Here is a 17,714-nt window from a genome sequence, read left to right on the forward strand (position 1 = left end):
AATAAGGCCATATCAAAAGCATAACCTCATGCCATTTTGATACAGCCTTATCTTATCCACTAATACTACTATCCCGTTAACCATTTTGGGGCTATACAAGCATTAAAAATTCAATCTACCTACAAAACATTACCTTCCTTTAAATAGTCATAAAGCTTATTATCAATCGATTTCTCCATGATCATATTCATTGTAACAACCGGTAGTTCTTTTCCATTTTTATCTTGCATTTCAGTTTGTTCTACACTTGCTTTATCAGGTCTCGCTTTTCCTAAATAATAAAAGTCGGTTCCCTCGTCATCATCTTTTTTCACAAAAATATGCACATCAATATTATTTTCTTTAGCATCAATAATCGTCTGTACTTCCTTTGAATTTAATGTTCTATTACTTCTTGTGTACCATTTCAGAACATCTTGATTAAGGAATTCATCACCATAGTTCACACTGGATTCTACCTCATCATTTTTATGGTATGTGATAAATATTGGACAAGTATAGTATTTTGTCTTATAACCATACATAGTTGAACTCTCATCATTGTGCCAATTTAAAAGTTTACACACATCTTTTCTTGAGTATTTTTTATATATAGTCAGGTTACTATCACACTCATAGTTTTTGCTCTTTTCTTTCGCACTTTTAATGATGTCCATAACCATATACTTAAAGTATTCATTTTGTTCTAAACTTTTTCGAATAGAATCATTAAATATAAATGTCTTCTCATCCTGCAGCGTGAGAATTGGTTTTTCTCCATATTTTTTTTGGTTGTTTTGTGAGAAAAACTCTAACTCAAAAATCCGTTGCACAGAAGTAATCGTGTCATCATCTGTTAAACAATTAAATTTTTCAAGTTGTTTTATATACTCATCTTTATCAACTTTTTCTTGCTTTAGTAACAATTCTAATAAAACAATTTCGTTTTTACGTTTTCCGTTCAATACTTCCAATGAAAACATCGTTAAAACTTTATTTTCGTACTCTGTTAATGTAGGGACATCTTCTTTCATTTTCAATAGGAACTGATAATAGTTCGAATATCCTTCTACAAGTACAACTGGATCAATAGAATGGTTTACTATAAAGTCATATAGATATGGAATTCTTCCTATTCTATTTTTCAACTCACCAAACGCTTCCTTTAATACTTTCATTGCTGTTAAATTACTATTATTAATAGCTTTAAAGATTTGTTTTTTCGCTATCTCCTCAAAGTTAACTGTTGAAATACCTTTAATATAACTCGTATCATTTGTATATCTGCGTATATTATCTTTATTTTGTGATCTATCTCCTGAAAGGGCAATTGGAATTAAATAGTTGTTTTTATAGTTTCCAATGAAATCAATAATCGTAACAAAATCTTTCGAATCATGTTTCCGAAGTCCACGCCCCAGTTGCTGTATAAAGATAATACTTGATTGAGTTTGTCTTAACATAACAACTTGATTCACACTCGGAATATCAATTCCTTCATTAAATATATCTACCGTTAAAATATAATCAAGTATGCCATTTTCTAATTGATTCACGCGCAATTCTCTTTCCTCTTGGGAATGATCTCCTGTTAATGCAAATGTGCGAAAACCTCTATTATTTAAGGCGTTTGATAATTGTTCTGCTTCATCTTTTCGGCTGCAAAACATTAGTCCTGTTACTTTCTCACCAGAAAAACCATAATATTTTACTTTTTCAACTATATGATCTACTCGTTCTTCCGTAACAAGTTTAGATAAAACAGTAGTGTCATCTATCTTTTCACCATTATATTCAAAATCAGTTACTCCAAAATAATGGAAAGGACAAAGCATATCTTCTTCAAGTGCTTCTTGCAATCGAATTTCATAAGCAATGTTGTAATCAAATAGCTCATAAATATTAAAATTATCTGTACGTTCAGGTGTAGCGGTCATTCCCATTAAAAATTTCGGTTTAAAATAATCAATAACTCTATGATAAGAACCAGCACCTGCTTTATGAACTTCATCTATTAAAATATAATCAAATAACCCAGGATCAAATTGCTGTAAATTTTCTTCTTTTGAAATGGTTTGGATCGTCGCAAATAAATATTTAGCATTTATTTGTTTATTTGACCCTGATAAAATTCCAAAGTCCTCATCTATCCCACCAAGAACTTTTTGAAAATCAGATTTCGCTTTATTTAATATTTGCTCTCGGTGAACAATAAATAACATCCGTTTAGGTGCAAAATTTCTGACATCAAATGCTGAAAGATATGTCTTCCCCGTTCCTGTTGCAGAGATAACTAAGCCTTTTTCTTTTCCGGCGTCTCGAATAGCTTGTATTTCTTGTAACGCAGCTTGTTGCATTTTATTTGGGGTAATTTTCAAAGCTTCTTCAATTGAATTGTGATATTGACCAGGTAATTCTATAACTCGATCTAGTAACTTATTTTCTGCAGCTTGCTCATATATTGTTTCGTAATTTTCAATCAACTCTTCGGTTAATACTTGAGAATGCTCCCAAACTTCTTCAAATTGGTTTTTAAAATGCTGTACAATCTCTCCATCTTCATGCGATGTTAACTTAACGTTCCATTCATAGTTTACCTTCAAAGCATGTGCAGTTAGATTTGAACTACCGACAATTAATGAACAATGTGTTTTATTATCAAATATGTATCCCTTTGAATGAAAACCAGATAAGTTTGTTAATCTTACTTCTACATTTTCAAGTTTCATTAATTCTCTAAACACTTTTGGTGTATTAAAATTTAAAAATGTAGATGTTAATATACGTCCTTTAACCCCTTTTTGTTTAAGATCAAGGAAATGTGATTTTAAAGTCGCCAGTCCACTTTCTGTAATAAAAGCCACTGAGAAAATAAAGGATGTACTGTTTTCAAGCTCCTCCAACAATGAGCTTAAAACATTTTCATTTTTTTTCGTATTATTTACTAATAACTTAGGTTTATATATTCCGGGATGATTATGTTTTTGATCAATAAACCCTTTATATAAAGACCCCTCTAATTTTTGAATAAAATTCTCCATATGATCACCATTTATGACAATTTTTTATATTAATTGTATTACTCACTGATTTAAAGTGCAAATTTATTACAAACATAAAAAACTATCCGTATAAAACGAATAGTTTTTTTAAGATTACTTTACAATCGATTCTTTTGATAATTTCTCAATAGTTGGGATATCCGCAGGTGCCCATTCTAAAGCTGATAGCTCATTCGGATGTAACCATTTAATTGCTACATGCTCAGTTAAAACCGGACTTCCTTCAACAAGTTTACAATAAAAAGTTTTCAAATGAACAATACCAAAATCATACTCATAGGCTGTATAATCAATTTGTTCACCAATCTGCACGCTGCAATGCATTTCTTCATCAATTTCACGCTTTAACGCCTCTTGAGGTGTTTCTCCCTCTTCTATTTTCCCACCTGGAAATTCCCACATAAGAGGTAGCGATTTAGATGGTCCTCTTTGCGCACATAAAATTTTCTCTTCTTGGACAATTACTGCTCCAACAACATAAATATTTTTCTTCATTATGTCCTCCTTAAATCTCACAGAAACTCTATACTTTATGTTTCCACACTTTATAGACTGAAAAATGCCTTTTATATCTTTTAACGACTAATATATTTTTAATCAGTAAGTTAGATTTTATCTAACCCTATCTAGCCCTTTTAACGTAATTAGCCTAACACTCTCATCTCTTTTATATTATATAGAAGTAACTACAAAAATAAAGCATGATTGAATACTTCCCTCTTAAGCCTCTTTTTTCACCATCTCTTCATACCTAAAATTACTCTCCTCCAAAAACCCCCTACTCTCCCCACTATCCTTATAATAAGAATTCCACCCTCTTTCCCTCAAAATCCCCTTCCAACTATCACTCTCCACCATCCTCTTAATAACACCATCCCAATAAGCAACCTCTTCCTCCGTCATATCTTTTTGGCCCATAATTCCTTTCCAGTGCTGGAATATGACGTTAATTCCTTGTTCTTTCCATGTTGGGATTTCTGGTAGTCGGTCTAGTCGTTTTGGTGCGGATACGGCTAGTATTTTTATTTTGCTGGCTTTGTATTGTTTTTCGGCTTCGGATAGGGTCATGGTTGCGGCGTTTATTTGTTTGTTCGTTAGAGCGTTTATGATTTTTTCTTTGTTTTCGTAGACGAAGAATTGTAGTTCGGCTGGGTTTATGCCGAAGGCTTTGCTTACTTGTACGAAGGATAGGTGATCGTCGTTTCCTAGGCCGGGGGCAACGCCGATTTTGAAGTTTTTCTTGTTTTGTTTTAGTTGTTCCATTAGTTGTTTTGCGTTTTCTATGTTTGATTCTTTTGATACGACAACGACTTCCCAGTCCGATGCTAGTGTCGCGAGTGGTGTGAAGTCTTTATATGTTAGTTTACTGTGGCCTAGTAGGTTGTTCGTTATGAGTAAGCTTGAGTTGATCGCGAGTACGTGACCACCTTTTTGTTTCGTATATTTCCAACCGACATCACCGCTGCCGCCTACTTTGTTTGTGACAGTGATTGGTTTTGTGAAGATTTTTTCTTCCGTTAGTGTTTTTTGCATCGCCCGTGCTGTTAAGTCCCATCCTGCTCCTTGAACGTTTGGTGCAACGATTTCTAATTTGTCGATGTTCACTTTATTCGTATGGGATTTTTCCGAGGAACAACCAGCTATTACTCCTGTCATGATCCATATACATAGTAATAATCGTTTTTTCATAGTCCTCGTCCTATTCGGTACTTTCGTTCTGGTCGTCCGATAATGCCGTATGTGTACTCTACTGTGCATTCGTTTGTCGCTACTAAGTATTCTAAATATCTTCTTGCGGTTGTTCTGGAGGCCCCCATTTGTTCTCCCATTTCTTCTATTGTAATGCCCTCGTCGAATCCTTTTATAATGCCTTTCACTTTTTGCAGTGTTAACGGATCCACACCTGTCGGTAAGTTTTTTATGTCTTGTGTTTGCGAAGTCCCGAAGAAGTTATCGATGAGTGCTTGATTTACTTCATTGTTACTATGTAATAATTACTTCTTTCTTTTATAGTCTTCAATGGTACGAACGAATTTTTCTAACGTGACTGGTTTTATAAGGTAATTGCTTACGCCATTTCGAATTGCTTTTTCTAGCATATAGTTTTCATTCGCCGCTGTTACCATAATGACGTCAACGCTTGGAAAGTCAGCATGAATTTGTGGTAATAAGTCGGTTCCAATTCCATCTGGTAAGTAATTATCTAATAGAAGCAAATCGATTTCTTCCTTTTGTAGTAGTTCCATCGTTTCTTTCGCGTTCAATGCTTTTCCGATTACTATTACATCCTTTATTTTTAATAAAAACTCCTCTTGAATTTGCGCGACGCGGAAATCATCTTCTGCAATTGCAACCTTCAACATATACCCATCCCCCTGTTTGTTATGTACTTTCTCTCAATGTTTTCGGAAGGTAAATTGTAAAAATAGCTCCCCCATTTTTCTCGTTTTGAATTTCAATTGTTCCCCCTAGTAGATCTACCATTTCTTTCACGTTTGCTAGTCCGTAACCACGATCAGTTCCTTTCGTTGAAAACCCTTTTTGAAAAATGGTGCTTATTTTTTCTGCCGGTATTCCTATCCCGCTATCTATCACTTCAAACACAATATCGTGCCCAATATCCGTAACAAAGAAGGAAACTCTCTTTTCCTCTCGTTCATTCACCGCATCAAATGCATTATCGATTATGTTGCCAAGAATCGTAATAAGGTGCGAAACTTTTATATGGTCTGGTAACGGATGAAGCGCACTATCTCCTTCAATATGAAAATCAATTTTCTTCTCAGACGCTGTTGCGAGTTTTCCTAATAAAATAGCTTGTACTTTCGCATCATGAATTTGATGGAATAAAATATGGTTTTGGCTTTGATGAATATTAGATTCTTGTTGGATAAATTCAATTGCTTCTTTGTAGTGCCCTAACTGAAGTAATCCTGATAAGACGAAAAGTTTATTTGTAAATTCATGTGTTTGAGCGCGTAAATCCTCAGAATACTTTCTTACCTCAGATATCGTATTCACTAAGTTTTGCAGTTCTGTTTTATCTCTAAAACTACATACAACCCCTACCGTATTATTATTTTCGAGTATCGGTGTCATGTTTAAAATAAACACTTTATCTTGAAACGCAATTTCTTGATCGGTTTCTAGCACTCTTTCCATATTAAAATTCGGTAAAACTTTTGAAATGTGCTGCTGCATATAATCATCATTTACATGCAGCATTTCTTCTGCCGACGTGTTCATCATCGTAATAAAACCGTTTTGATCAATGGCGATAATCCCTTCTTTTATAGATAGTAGTATCGCGCTTCGTTCCCGGTATAGCGCTGCAATTTCATTCGGCTCTAAACCGAGTGTATCTTTACGAATGCTACGCGCTAAAAGAATGCCACCAACAATTCCGGCTAATAATACCGCTACGGAGAAGAGTATAATTTCTTTCGTTCTGCTCAATATGTTAGATTCAATGCCTTTTATTAAAAACTCTACTGTCACAACGCCTACTACTTGATCGTAATCTCCGTTATGAACAATAATAGGTGCCTTCGCCATTAAAGCTGGACCATTTGTACCCTTTCCTTCGATTGTATAATAGCCACCAAAAGTAAGTGCCTCATAGTTATACGGGTTGTTACTCTTTGTTCCAATTAACTCAGAATTAGAATGGGAATACATAACCCCATAGCGATCTTCTATAATGACATAATCCGCACCAGCTTGCTCACGAACTTGTTCCGCAATAGATTGAATCGTACTTTTATGCTCGTTATTTTGAAAAGCATCTTTTATAGCAGGCATAAAAGAAAGCGACTTCGCTGTTTGCAGTGCTAGTTGCTCCACTTGGTGCTTCGTATCAACGGACTGAATGTAAACAAATATTCCCGCTAATAGGAGAACGACAAATAAAATTAACGCGATAATTAAGCTTACTATTTTCGTTTGTAATGACACTTTGCATGATTTTTTCATGCTTCATATCCTTTGATAAAATATTCAAAACTATCAATCTCCTTTTTCTATTATTATGACAAAACTGAAAATGAAGCAACTATAAAAACTCTCCATGTTCATAAAGTACAAAAAGAATAAAATTGTCATAATATTGAGATTTTATTTAAAGAACAGTACAATTCAACTATAATGAACACGCTTTCATAATTATCATTTTATTTATAAGCAAGAGGAGGAATTATTATGGCTCAAGCAAAATCTAATCGAGTCGCCGGCAATATTTTCAAAGGTTCTGTCGGCAATTTAATTGAATGGTACGACTGGTACGTTTACTCTGCTTTTGCTGTTTATTTTTCAGCAGAGTTCTTTCCTAAAGGCGATCCAACGAGTCAGTTACTAAACACAGCGGCTATTTTCGCAGTTGGATTTTTAATGCGCCCTATCGGAAGTTTATTAATGGGACGTTATGCGGATCGGCACGGACGCCGGGCAGCATTAACGCTTTCGATTACGGTTATGGCGGGTGGTTCTTTAATTATCGCCTGTACACCTAGTTACGAAAGCATTGGGATTATGGCACCAATTATTTTAGTTCTTGCCCGTTTACTACAAGGATTATCACTCGGCGGAGAGTATGGAACTTCCGCAACGTATTTATCTGAAATGGCTAGTAGTGGTCGCCGTGGCTTTTATTCAAGTTTCCAATATGTGACGCTTGTAGCTGGGCAAATGGTTGCGTTAGGCGTTCAAATTGTTCTTCAGCAATTACTAAGCGAACCAGATATGAAAGCTTGGGGATGGCGTATTCCATTCATTATTGGAGCGATGGGCGCAGTAGCTGTATTATGGCTTCGCCGCACGATGGATGAATCGGAGCAGTTCTCAAACATAAAATCACAAAAACGTGAAAGCGCAGGAACCATTCGCGCTCTTATGAAACATCCGAAAGCAGTATTAACAGTAGTCGGCCTAACATTAGGAGGCACTGTTGCATTTTATACGTACACAACATATTTACAAAAGTTCATGGTAAACACAGTCGGCCTTCCGAAAGAAGTTGTAAGCTGGATTAACTTTGTCGCACTACTTATATTCGTCGTACTTCAGCCAATTGCAGGGCTATTATCCGATAAAATTGGACGCCGCCCACTATTAATGGCATTCGGTATTCTCGGAACATTACTAACAGCACCGATCTTCTTCTTCATGGAAAAAACGACAGAACCAATCGTAGCATTTTTACTCATGATGGTCGGCCTCATTATCGTTACTGGCTACACATCAATTAACGCAATTGTAAAAGCAGAACTCTTCCCAACTGAAATTCGCGCACTAGGCGTAGGTTTACCATATGCTCTAACAGTTGCGATATTCGGCGGAACTGCAGAGTTCATCGCTTTATGGCTAAAGAGCATCGGAATGGAATCACTATTCTACTTCTACGTAGCTGGATGTATCGCAATCAGCTTTATTACGTATTGGCGTATGGATGAGTCATCGAAGACTTCGCAGATTGAGGCGGAGCTTGGTGGTGGGGATAAATTAGTTAATAATAAGTCTAGTTAAAATTATGTATTCTAGTATCTTCGTTTATTTGAAAAAGCATAATTCACTAATATGCAATTTAAAAACCTCTACTTATATGTAGAGGTTTTTAAACTTTATAACAAAAAAGATATCCAAATCTACTTCTCTTCTTTTTTGATTATGACATGTATTATTTGTAATAAATCATTATGAAACGAAAAAAGAAGATTATAGGGGTAACATCTCATGTCTATCAACTTAAGAAAAATATATACCTACTTTATAAGATACACCAAGTTCAAGTATTCTCTCATTTCAAGCCTTGAAATGCGGTATAATACTTGAGCCATTTTTTTACACTAAAACTTGAAGCCTGTCTACCATTTACACATATTTCTACATATAGTAAGTAAAGCTATCATTCGAAAACACTAGCGGTTCGTTTCACTTCGTGGTAAATTAAACCAATTGAAACATAAAAATCATTTCCAAAATGAAGATAATAATTTATAAATGTAGTTAACGTTCTATTCTTAGTAAAAAGTTAAACAAGGTGATAATTTAAATCATTTAGAAGTTTTCTATCTAATTATACTAAAGTTGAGTGGTGAAACTAATATGAGCCAATGGCTAAGTAATGATAAAATAGCAGACCATGATTTTGGTGGTTGCATATTAAAATTTTTACTAGGTATGAGTATCATTTTTATACTTATTCTATACCCTATTTATTGGCTGTTTTTTCAAGAAAACGAAAAACCTCTTGTAAAAAATACGTCATCCAACCAAGCAAATCAAATAGAAATTACGGGAATTTCTTATGGACATCTCTCCGATGATAAATACATAAAAATGTACTTTAAAGAAAAAAACAAACTTGTAGAGAAAACAAAAGTAAGGGTAGCTAATTTTAATATAATTAATAGTTCAGACCTCTATGAAATTTCATGGAAAGATAATACTAAAGTTGTAATAGTAATGAAATTTGAATATGAAACGAAAACATTGGAATATGATTTCGAAACTGGAACAATAGGTGGATATATTAATAGTACAAATAATAACTTACTATAGCCTAATTCCAAATATGTAGGATACACCTCCAAAATCATAAAAATCTTTTCATATTATTTCTATTAAAACATCGAAAAGAGGTGGCACTTTGAACAAATGGGCTATATTATCTTTAATATGTGTACCTTATGCTCTTTTAACTATAGTAAATGAACATACATTAGAAATAGGTGGATCAGCGAATATCTTTTGGAAAATTGGTTTATTTGCACCACTTATAGGCGTTTTATTTTCAGCTGGAGCCAGTAAAACTTACCAACGCGTTATGCTTGCCGTATTTAATTTAAGTTACTATTTTGCACTTTACATCTATATGATATACACTTTTTAAAATACTCTTATACTTGTTTTATGAACATATATTTTTGGGAGAAAATCATAAAAATAAAACATACTATTTCTCTTGGTCAAAGACTTTTAACTAACTATACATTTTATAAATATTTCTCCCCATGAATCTAGTAAAATTGTAGTGGAGTTGAATTTTCCTTCAAAATATTTCTTATCCTTTTTATAATTTAATAGTTGGAAAGACTCATAGTTATTAGATGAGCTCTTCAATTCCCAAATTTTCATTTTCCTTCTCCCTTATATTTAATCTATTCATAAATTATTTCGGGCTATTTAATTTTAAGCTGCCATCTAATAAACGTATTCTTATGTCATGTAAAGCTGCAACAGCGTCTGCTTGAGTACCACCATATTCTTTAACTTCTTTTAGTACCTTAGTTACCTCTTTCATATAATCCGTACAATGGTTACCTATATGTAACACTTCAGTAGTCACATATTCATTTACTTTATACGGTAAAAATACTCCATTAGCAGCAGAATCATGGTGTATTCCAAATTCTTTTAATAATTCTTGTGCTTCAATAGCTCTTTTATCATTCCAAGGTGTTAGGTGATGTGCTGCATTAGAATATGGGGGTGGTTCAACCCCTGCATCTTTTCCCCCATGCTCCAATCGATTTTTCTGCGTTATGAATCCCTCCAAAACCAGGATGTAGTGGCAGCGGAACACCAACAGCTTGACCACCAACAATATGGTGATGGACTAATTTAGTTCCACGTAATCCAGTAATATCATTTCTTATTAAATTTACTGTGTATCAGTTCAAAGAATTTATTTGCACCAAGTGAAATTGCGCCAATAATAAGAACACCAATAATAAAATAAATCTTTTTAAATAAGTTGTAAGGAGATAAAATAGCAACTACAAGAAGTATTATAATTGCAACGAATGTGACTAATTTTCCAACTTTAAATGCTTGCATATCAGCATTCCTCCTTCTGGATAAAAACAGCCAATATATTCATACATCACAGGTTCTTTAACCATAGGTTTTTGTTTCCTTCCATAAATCACAATACTTAAATTCAATAAACCTCTTTAAAAGGTTTCATGTGTTCTACCCCCATCTTCTATATGCTTCCTTAAATAATAGTACCTATGGAATTCCATAATGAAATGAAACAAAATAAACGAAAGCATGGAGTATACACACATTAATACAATTGCTACCATCTTTTGTGTTGCAAAACCAAGACTGATATTAGCAATGAGTTGACCCAATCCTACAAAAGCCAATACTCCGAAACCAGAGTTTTTTTTCGATGACTTTGATTTTTTGATTGATCCCTGAAGTTTTTTAATATGATTTTTATAATAATAATTCAAAGCAAAAATATATAAACCAACCGAAAAAATAAAATAGATGGGAGTTTGTAATCCTAACATTCCATATGCAAACTTTTGGGTTATAACTAATAATCCTACTGAACATACGATGCCAAATACCCCACGAAATAGAGTGTATTGTAATTGCCGCTTCATAGGATTTATAACAATCCATATTGCCCATACATTTAAAAAAGCAACTGGTGGAACTATTATGTAAATATATATCGGTTGGACAGGATTCGCAAAAGCAGGCAAAAGCACAAATATATCTGCTATCCCAATCACAAGAGTAATTATAGTCGATCTTATATCATTTACAGCATAAAGAGCCATATAATATTCAAAAGCTTTCTTATTAAAATCTAGACTTTTTTTCATGTTAATTAAACCACCCTGCTATTGTTCCAATCGTTAAAAGTTTCATAGCTATTTATTCTCCTTTTTTCTAAATTTATCCATAATATTATGAGCAACTATATTCCATAGTAAAGAAAGTACGGTAACAAAAAGTACAGCTAAAGAAAAATAAATCCTATCCTTCCATGTATCATGTACAATCATGCCCAGTATAATCATTATTAACGCACCAACACATATAACTATTTTTGAAAATTTTTGCATTCTATTATCTCGCTTCCTTCTCAAACTTAAATGAAACTCCTGTGGAATCTATAACTATACCCACCTATTACAATCTCACCTTTGGAACTTACATCACAATAACCTAATACAGGTATATAATTAGGTATCTTAATTTTAGTAATTTCCGCTTCATATGTTTGCAACACTATCAACGTTTCAAATGTCCTTTATAAATTCCTGACTTAACCCCAAAACATTAAAATATGAATATTATAAAAATTAACTATCTACTTCCCATCAAAATTACGGTAATCCTATTAAGCCTGGGGTTACTCCTTCTACCTTTGCCCATTCAAACGAGCACTCAACTAACATTTGATTCTTACACTTAATTTTTAATAAACCTTCTTCTTCTATCGTATTTATTTCAAAATAATCAATTATATTTTCTGTCCCTAAACCTTTTATTGTTAAATTATGAATAGTAAAGAAAGATATCTCTACATAAATTACATCCCACTTATTCCATCGTTTTGGCTTGTTTTCAACATTTTCCTTTGTCATCAATTGAATAACTAAAGTAGGACCATCTCTTTTAAGACGCACATCTAATAACTCTGATTCTTCAAACTTTGGTATTTTCCCAAAAATACTAATTAACGCTTGTGGATTTAAAAATTTAAATTGATCAATCATTTTTATACTCCCTATTTTTTATTTCTCTTATCAAAATAATAATGATCCTCCATACCATCTACCTGTCCTGTTCGTGTATTGTATTCAGGTCTTATATTATGATGCGGTGGCTGATCTCCAATTCCACCTTCTCCAAACTTATGACCCTCTGAATGATCTTGAATTATAATTTTTTGACCTTTTACTTCATATGTTAATTCTCGAGTCATAATAGGCTGTTTATTATCATTTAATATCCTTTTACCATTACTATCTGTTAATGGTACCATTTTTTGACTAATCGGGTGTTGAAATCTAGGTATATTTAATTGTCTTTTAATTTCTTTTAAACTAGCTCCCCTAGATTCATGAGAATTTCCCCCCTCAATCTTCTTAACTTGGGGATAATATTAAAAAGACTTATGCGTAATTTACATAAGTCTTACTTTTGTTACTCATAATTAATTATTCGTCCTCGTCTTCAAACTCATATAAGCTATCAAGTAATTCTGCAAAAGATGAACAAACAGGATAGATGGATTCTTCCATTTCTTCTTCCTCATGGTCCCAAAATACGACTGTTGGTGACTGAGGATTATTTCGGTAATCAAAGCATAGAAGGTTACCAAACGGGTCTCTAGCAAAAGGATATACTTTATCTACCAATCTATCTTTTATACTATTATATGTTTGCAGCATAGAAATTTTTCTCTCAGAGTCTAAGGTTAAAAGGTTATTAAGTGAATCTTCATCCTGATTAGGAATATTGAATGTATCTGGAGTAGGATAGCCACCATCATATTTCTTTACACACTCAATAAAATCATTAGGAAATTTAATACCAAAGTACTCTTCTAATTGTTCAATTTGTTCATCTGTAACTTTTTTCTCACTTACATTAATCCATGTAATGTTGTTCATAATTATAAAACTCCCTATTTATCACTATCTTTTCCCCCATCTTCTATATGCTTCCTTAAATAATAGTACCTATGGAGTTCCATAATGAAATGAAACAAAATAAACGAAAACATGGAGTATACACACATTAATACAATTGCTACCATCTTTTGTGTTGCAAAACCAAGACTGATATTAGCAATGAGTTGACCCAATCCTACAAAAGCCACTACTCCAAAACCAGAGTTTTTTTTCGATGATTTTATTTTTTGATTGATTCCTGAAGTTTTTTAATATGATTTTTATAATAATAATTCATAGCAAAAATATACAAACCAACCGAAAAAATAAAATAGATAGGAGTTTGTAATCCTAACATTCCATATGCAAACTTTTGGGTTATAACTAATAATCCTACTGAACATACCATGCCAAATACCCCACGAAATAGAGTGTATTGTAATTGCTGTTTCCTAGGATTTATAACAATCTATATCGCCCACAATTTACACTTAAATACATTGGTATCAATAAAGAAGAAAAGGATAATATCCTTGATACATTTCTCCTTTAATTTCTTTAAAATATATATCAACCTATTAAAAAGCAAATATTAGTCTTCTTTTTTAATTAAAATATTAAAAGCAAAAAAACTTTAATACAAATTCAAACCCATAAATAAAATTTAATTATTTTTCTTACATTATTCTTTTAACATACTTAAAAACTCACTAAAATTATCTGCAACTTCACTAGTTACCTGATTCAACTCTTCTGATTCTTCATGATACCATACCACAACAGATGGTATTTCCTTTTCTCTAAAATCTAAACAAAGAAAATCACCTGCGAATAAAACAGCAAATGGAATAACATTTATCCCTGTTAAATCTTCATCATCCGTTAAACGAGTATCGATATCAGATAATACAACCTCTATATCATACCAACCATTTTCATCATCATCTTCTGGGTCCTCCAACAAACATAAGAAACGTTCAATTAAAAGTTCGTTTTTTTCATGTGAAAAAACATTAGTAATTGGAATAGAGCCATTATATTTTTTCAAAAAATCTATAAAATCATTTGGTAATTTTATCTCACAATATTCCTCAAATGATTCAATTAATTCATCATTTGGTGATTGAAGTTCACTACCATTTTTAATCTTCATTTTAATTCCTCCATTTCTTTACCTACCTTTAGATCTATAAGACCAATGTCCTTCACTCCGCCCACCTTTATGAAATATGCTATTATGTATTCCAAATGGTACTAATTCCATTTTACCTGGCATCTAACCATTTAAATTGTTGTTTGTCACTTGCCAACCACATTTCCTCTGGTAACTCATCCGATTTAATAATTAAACCAGCTTTCTTAAAATCAGGATATTGTGTACCTAATTTCATAGGAACATCAGGTATTAAACCTTTCTCAATAGCAACCTGCTTAATAATAGCTTTTTGGGGAGCTGTTAATTTTTCTCCACCACTAATCTACCTCCATTTCCACGGACTATTAGAATTTACTACTGCAGCATTATATTCTAATTCAAAATCGAGATATTTCCCTTCTACAGCATCGTCTAAAATCTTTATATATTCATCCACTTCATATAAATTTTCTATAAAATCAGATACAATAGCAATCTCTTCCTGTAAACGAATTCTTAATCCACTAAATGGATCACACCAAAATTCATGCGAACTATCTCTCCACCCATCATCATATCTAAATACCTTTAGATTCTTTTGCAATGACTATTGCTGATAATGATTTAGGAAAAAAGACTTTAAAACCTGAGTTAATGGAGAAATATGAAATAATAGATAGAGCTGACCTCTATAAGAAGTCAGCTCTATCTATTATTTCAATTCTTTATTTTTTCCTTTTTTAAATTCTTTTTGTTTATCTTGCCAAATATGAATTAAATCTACTAATTCAATCGTTTCTATCTCACAAAAATCTCCCTTACCATCTTCAGCCAAATTGTCTAGGACAGTAGTTGTATCTTTCCGAATTTCTAAACCACAAATGTTTCCATTTACTACTACGTAATTTTCTTTCCCATTTAAAACACTATGTATTTCTTCTAAAATCCAATCTCCAAACGCAGAAACTTCAACGCCTAAAAAAGTCTCCATAAGTTTAATTTCTTGAGGAAGCCTCATAACTAGTTTTCCATTGGTAAGTACTTCAAAGCTATATGGATATTTCATTACTATTGTACTCCTTTATACTAAAGATAAAATTTATTCCGCTGGGAAAGCAGAGATAATTTTCCCATTCCCATCTATATACATGCTAATCCTTATACCCTCTGAACCTATTCCAGAATATGTGTTACCAAATTCATACGTTCTATTATTATATGCTTCATTTATATTATCTACAATCTTTTGCGGGCTCCAATCTTTAGGGAAAAATGTAGAAAATCCTCTATTTCCAGTTTTAGGGGTTCCATTCACTTCTACCCTAGCTTTATAAATGCCTTGATCATTTAATATCTCTTCTGTTCCGCTAATTATTTTTCCAGGTGTATTCTCCAATACTTCAGTATGATAACCCATTGCGTCACCACGCCAATTTATTTCACCCTCTAGGATATGTTTGAGTGTATTTGGTCTAAATTTTTCTGTATGTTGTAAATTAGATATAATTTCCCTATTAGAAAGTGAAGATCTATGATTTTCATTAACAAAATTACTCCCACCATAATTACTTTCACCTCTAGCAAACTGATAGGTCGACAGCTTTTCTTCAGCTTTTTTAAAATCAGGCGTATCAAATCTAAATCGCAAACTATTTCCACCAGCAAAAGCAAAGCGATCTCCCATTTGTAAATTACTTGTAATATGTGAAACAGCTTGCGGAATCTTATTTTTTGCTAGTTTGGTCACTTTACCTGCTTGACCTAATTTACTTGCTTTACTTAATCCTTTATCACCAATAAGTCCTAATCCAACTTGTGTTAAAGCATAACTTCCCCATTTAGCACGACTTTCAGCATCTCCATTTATTACATCATTAATAAATGAATCTGACAATACATTATACATCGTACTGAGGGTATCAATAGGGTGCAAAGCAGCGTTCCCCATGTTTTCCCACGTTTCCCAATCTCCTAAAGCTTTTATTCCGTCTATTGTATCGCTAACTGCTTGTCCCGTACCATCTACAATACCGTCCCAAATTTTTTCACCAGTAGATTTTTCAGGTAGCTTACCACACATTTCACCTTCTTCAATTGAATTGGCAGCTTGTCGTGCCCTCTCTTCTGTAATCGCTTGAATTGAAGTTGTCCATTCCATATTCAACCCTTGCGTACTAAATGTACCACTTGCAGGACTAAACCCTTTCCCACTTTGAACTTCTGCAAGACCTGCAGCAATACTAGCTGCTAATTGAAGGGCTGTACTATAATTATTACTAGAGGTCTGATTGAATTGATACAAATGATCCAGCTTTTCTTGCAGTTTTTTCCTCATCACAGTAAAAAGATTCGCCATAGCGTCCATACCTGGGATTGGCATAGCTTGACTGATGGCTTCCATACTTGCTTTCATTCGGTCAATTTCTCGAATTTGTTCTAATATTTCTTGTTCAATTACATCTGTGGAAGCGACTTGTGATTGAAATTGACTTAGAAAAGCATCGTTCTGGCGAATTAACTCTTCACACAGATAAATGATTCCTTGCGCTAAAGGACGAAAGGTTTGTACAAAAAATGATTTTGCACTGCTATAAGTTTGTCCTTGTAGAACAGTATCAATTGCAAAGGCATCAATTGACTGAATGACTTGTTCCATACCTTGAATGGTAGCGTTACATACAGCATTCATGCTTTGAGTTTGGCTTTGTACTTCTCCTAAATACATATTTAAACTCATGCATTGACCTCCCTCGCTAATTGTTGTTGTTGATAGGAAAGGTCGTTTTCTAAATCACTAAGCTTTCGTCTTTCTTTAAGCAGCGTTTCTTTTTTATTTTCCAATTCAAATGTGACTTTTCGTTCAATATGTTGTGCCTCTTGATATGTATTCATAAAAAACTGAGACATTTCTCTATCACCATGCCAAGTTCCTAAAATTCGATCAAACAAACGATGGTTTCGACCTCTCCATTCATAAAAATCTGCTTCCGCTTGCTCCTGAATGTGAATCGCGGATTGATTTCGGTCTTGTTCTTCAAATACACTTCTTAACTTTTGATTTACTTGATTGATTTGTTTTTCAATATCTTGACTCATTATATTCCTCCTACTATTTTACCT

General features: G+C 33.2%; 19 protein-coding genes and 6 pseudogenes. 4 read left to right on the forward strand and 21 right to left on the reverse strand.

All coding sequences use genetic code 11. The features are described from left to right. Window positions 1-119: 119 nt before the first annotated feature. The 5 genes and pseudogenes from ACTFO4_RS16810 to ACTFO4_RS16830 all read right to left on the reverse strand — a co-directional run bounded on the left by ACTFO4_RS16810 (window position 120) and on the right by ACTFO4_RS16830 (window position 7,013). Window positions 120-3,020 (reverse strand): DEAD/DEAH box helicase, encoded by a 2,901-nt coding sequence (locus ACTFO4_RS16810; protein WP_326234562.1) that lies wholly within the window; start codon window positions 3,018-3,020, stop codon window positions 120-122. A gap of 114 nt (window positions 3,021-3,134) precedes the next feature. Then, entirely contained in the window at window positions 3,135-3,536 is a 402-nt protein-coding gene (locus ACTFO4_RS16815) for a (deoxy)nucleoside triphosphate pyrophosphohydrolase (protein WP_000739613.1), read from the reverse strand. A gap of 225 nt (window positions 3,537-3,761) precedes the next feature. After that, complete coding sequence (locus ACTFO4_RS16820) at window positions 3,762-4,730, reverse strand: tripartite tricarboxylate transporter substrate binding protein (protein ID WP_440013984.1); 969 nt, start codon at window positions 4,728-4,730, stop codon at window positions 3,762-3,764. Then, a pseudogene (locus ACTFO4_RS16825) lies at window positions 4,727-5,404 on the reverse strand (response regulator). Before ACTFO4_RS16825 ends, ACTFO4_RS16820 begins: the two are co-directional and overlap by 4 nt. A 19-nt stretch (window positions 5,405-5,423) precedes the next feature. Further along, window positions 5,424-7,013 carry an ATP-binding protein gene (locus tag ACTFO4_RS16830; protein WP_440013982.1) on the reverse strand — a complete coding sequence of 530 codons (1,590 nt, stop codon included), beginning with the start codon at window positions 7,011-7,013 and terminating at the stop codon, window positions 5,424-5,426. A 225-nt stretch (window positions 7,014-7,238) separates the two neighbouring features. Here ACTFO4_RS16830 and ACTFO4_RS16835 point away from each other — a divergent pair, with 225 nt between their 5' ends. The 3 genes from ACTFO4_RS16835 (at window position 7,239) to ACTFO4_RS16845 (ending at window position 9,927) form a co-directional block, all read left to right on the forward strand. Next, window positions 7,239-8,561: an MFS transporter gene (locus tag ACTFO4_RS16835; protein WP_044783267.1), complete on the forward strand. Its 1,323-nt coding sequence runs from the start codon at window positions 7,239-7,241 to the stop codon at window positions 8,559-8,561. A gap of 579 nt (window positions 8,562-9,140) precedes the next feature. After that, on the forward strand, window positions 9,141-9,596 hold the full coding sequence (locus ACTFO4_RS16840) for a hypothetical protein (RefSeq protein WP_000084806.1): 456 nt from the start codon (window positions 9,141-9,143) through the stop codon (window positions 9,594-9,596). 88 nt (window positions 9,597-9,684) lie between these two features. Next, window positions 9,685-9,927 (forward strand): hypothetical protein, encoded by a 243-nt coding sequence (locus ACTFO4_RS16845; protein ID WP_001045662.1) that lies wholly within the window; start codon window positions 9,685-9,687, stop codon window positions 9,925-9,927. Between the two features lie 95 nt (window positions 9,928-10,022). On the opposite strand, the pseudogene ACTFO4_RS16850 reads toward ACTFO4_RS16845, so the two are convergent. The 10 genes and pseudogenes from ACTFO4_RS16850 to ACTFO4_RS16895 all read right to left on the reverse strand — a co-directional run. Next, a pseudogene (locus ACTFO4_RS16850) lies at window positions 10,023-10,172 on the reverse strand (imm11 family protein); the annotation flags it as partial. Window positions 10,173-10,206: 34 nt separating this feature from the next. Then, a complete protein-coding gene (locus ACTFO4_RS16855) occupies window positions 10,207-10,563 on the reverse strand; it encodes an AHH domain-containing protein (RefSeq protein ID WP_002195209.1) in 357 nt (118 codons plus the stop codon). Continuing rightward, complete coding sequence (locus ACTFO4_RS16860) at window positions 10,532-10,693, reverse strand: hypothetical protein (RefSeq protein WP_312037235.1); 162 nt, start codon at window positions 10,691-10,693, stop codon at window positions 10,532-10,534. Before ACTFO4_RS16860 ends, ACTFO4_RS16855 begins: the two co-directional genes overlap by 32 nt. After that, window positions 10,683-10,874, reverse strand: coding sequence for a hypothetical protein (locus tag ACTFO4_RS16865; protein ID WP_001147552.1), 192 nt, complete (start codon window positions 10,872-10,874; stop codon window positions 10,683-10,685). The genes ACTFO4_RS16860 and ACTFO4_RS16865 overlap by 11 nt, the downstream gene beginning before the upstream one ends. Window positions 10,875-10,885: 11 nt before the next feature. Then, window positions 10,886-10,969, reverse strand: a pseudogene (locus tag ACTFO4_RS16870) (DUF4176 domain-containing protein); the annotation flags it as partial. 21 nt (window positions 10,970-10,990) lie between these two features. Then, window positions 10,991-11,659: a hypothetical protein gene (locus tag ACTFO4_RS16875; RefSeq protein WP_326234558.1), complete on the reverse strand. Its 669-nt coding sequence runs from the start codon at window positions 11,657-11,659 to the stop codon at window positions 10,991-10,993. 507 nt (window positions 11,660-12,166) lie between these two features. Continuing rightward, window positions 12,167-12,559, reverse strand: coding sequence for an immunity 50 family protein (locus tag ACTFO4_RS16880; protein ID WP_000566919.1), 393 nt, complete (start codon window positions 12,557-12,559; stop codon window positions 12,167-12,169). Window positions 12,560-12,570: 11 nt separating this feature from the next. After that, window positions 12,571-12,768, reverse strand: coding sequence for an HNH/endonuclease VII fold putative polymorphic toxin (locus tag ACTFO4_RS16885; protein WP_000196398.1), 198 nt, complete (start codon window positions 12,766-12,768; stop codon window positions 12,571-12,573). Between the two features lie 235 nt (window positions 12,769-13,003). Then, window positions 13,004-13,459: an SMI1/KNR4 family protein gene (locus tag ACTFO4_RS16890; RefSeq protein ID WP_001060032.1), complete on the reverse strand. Its 456-nt coding sequence runs from the start codon at window positions 13,457-13,459 to the stop codon at window positions 13,004-13,006. Window positions 13,460-13,473: 14 nt separating this feature from the next. Next, a pseudogene (locus ACTFO4_RS16895) lies at window positions 13,474-13,946 on the reverse strand (hypothetical protein); the annotation flags it as partial. Between ACTFO4_RS16895 and ACTFO4_RS16900 the strand changes: the two are divergent. Further along, window positions 13,938-14,012, forward strand: a pseudogene (locus ACTFO4_RS16900) (integrase); the annotation flags it as partial. The pseudogenes ACTFO4_RS16895 and ACTFO4_RS16900 overlap by 9 nt on opposite strands. Before the next feature lie 129 nt (window positions 14,013-14,141). On the opposite strand, the gene ACTFO4_RS16905 reads toward ACTFO4_RS16900, so the two are convergent. From ACTFO4_RS16905 to ACTFO4_RS16930, 6 genes and pseudogenes are all read right to left on the reverse strand, one after another. Continuing rightward, window positions 14,142-14,612 carry an SMI1/KNR4 family protein gene (locus ACTFO4_RS16905; RefSeq protein WP_017674472.1) on the reverse strand — a complete coding sequence of 157 codons (471 nt, stop codon included), beginning with the start codon at window positions 14,610-14,612 and terminating at the stop codon, window positions 14,142-14,144. Between the two features lie 18 nt (window positions 14,613-14,630). Further along, window positions 14,631-14,735, reverse strand: a complete 105-nt coding sequence (locus ACTFO4_RS16910) for an HNH endonuclease (protein WP_098343272.1) — start codon at window positions 14,733-14,735, stop codon at window positions 14,631-14,633. A 232-nt stretch (window positions 14,736-14,967) separates the two neighbouring features. Beyond that, window positions 14,968-15,198, reverse strand: a pseudogene (locus tag ACTFO4_RS16915) (hypothetical protein); the annotation flags it as partial. A gap of 108 nt (window positions 15,199-15,306) precedes the next feature. Continuing rightward, window positions 15,307-15,660, reverse strand: a complete 354-nt coding sequence (locus ACTFO4_RS16920) for a type II toxin-antitoxin system toxin (RefSeq protein ID WP_000877046.1) — start codon at window positions 15,658-15,660, stop codon at window positions 15,307-15,309. A gap of 33 nt (window positions 15,661-15,693) precedes the next feature. Further along, window positions 15,694-17,331 (reverse strand): ribonuclease, encoded by a 1,638-nt coding sequence (locus ACTFO4_RS16925; RefSeq protein WP_078421579.1) that lies wholly within the window; start codon window positions 17,329-17,331, stop codon window positions 15,694-15,696. Further along, complete coding sequence (locus ACTFO4_RS16930) at window positions 17,328-17,690, reverse strand: DUF3958 family protein (protein ID WP_000076118.1); 363 nt, start codon at window positions 17,688-17,690, stop codon at window positions 17,328-17,330. Before ACTFO4_RS16930 ends, ACTFO4_RS16925 begins: the two co-directional genes overlap by 4 nt. Window positions 17,691-17,714 lie beyond the last annotated feature (24 nt).

Source organism: Bacillus cereus group sp. MYBKT14-1 (assembly GCF_051915185.1).
GTDB classification, from domain to species: Bacteria; Bacillota; Bacilli; order Bacillales; family Bacillaceae_G; genus Bacillus_A; species Bacillus_A cereus.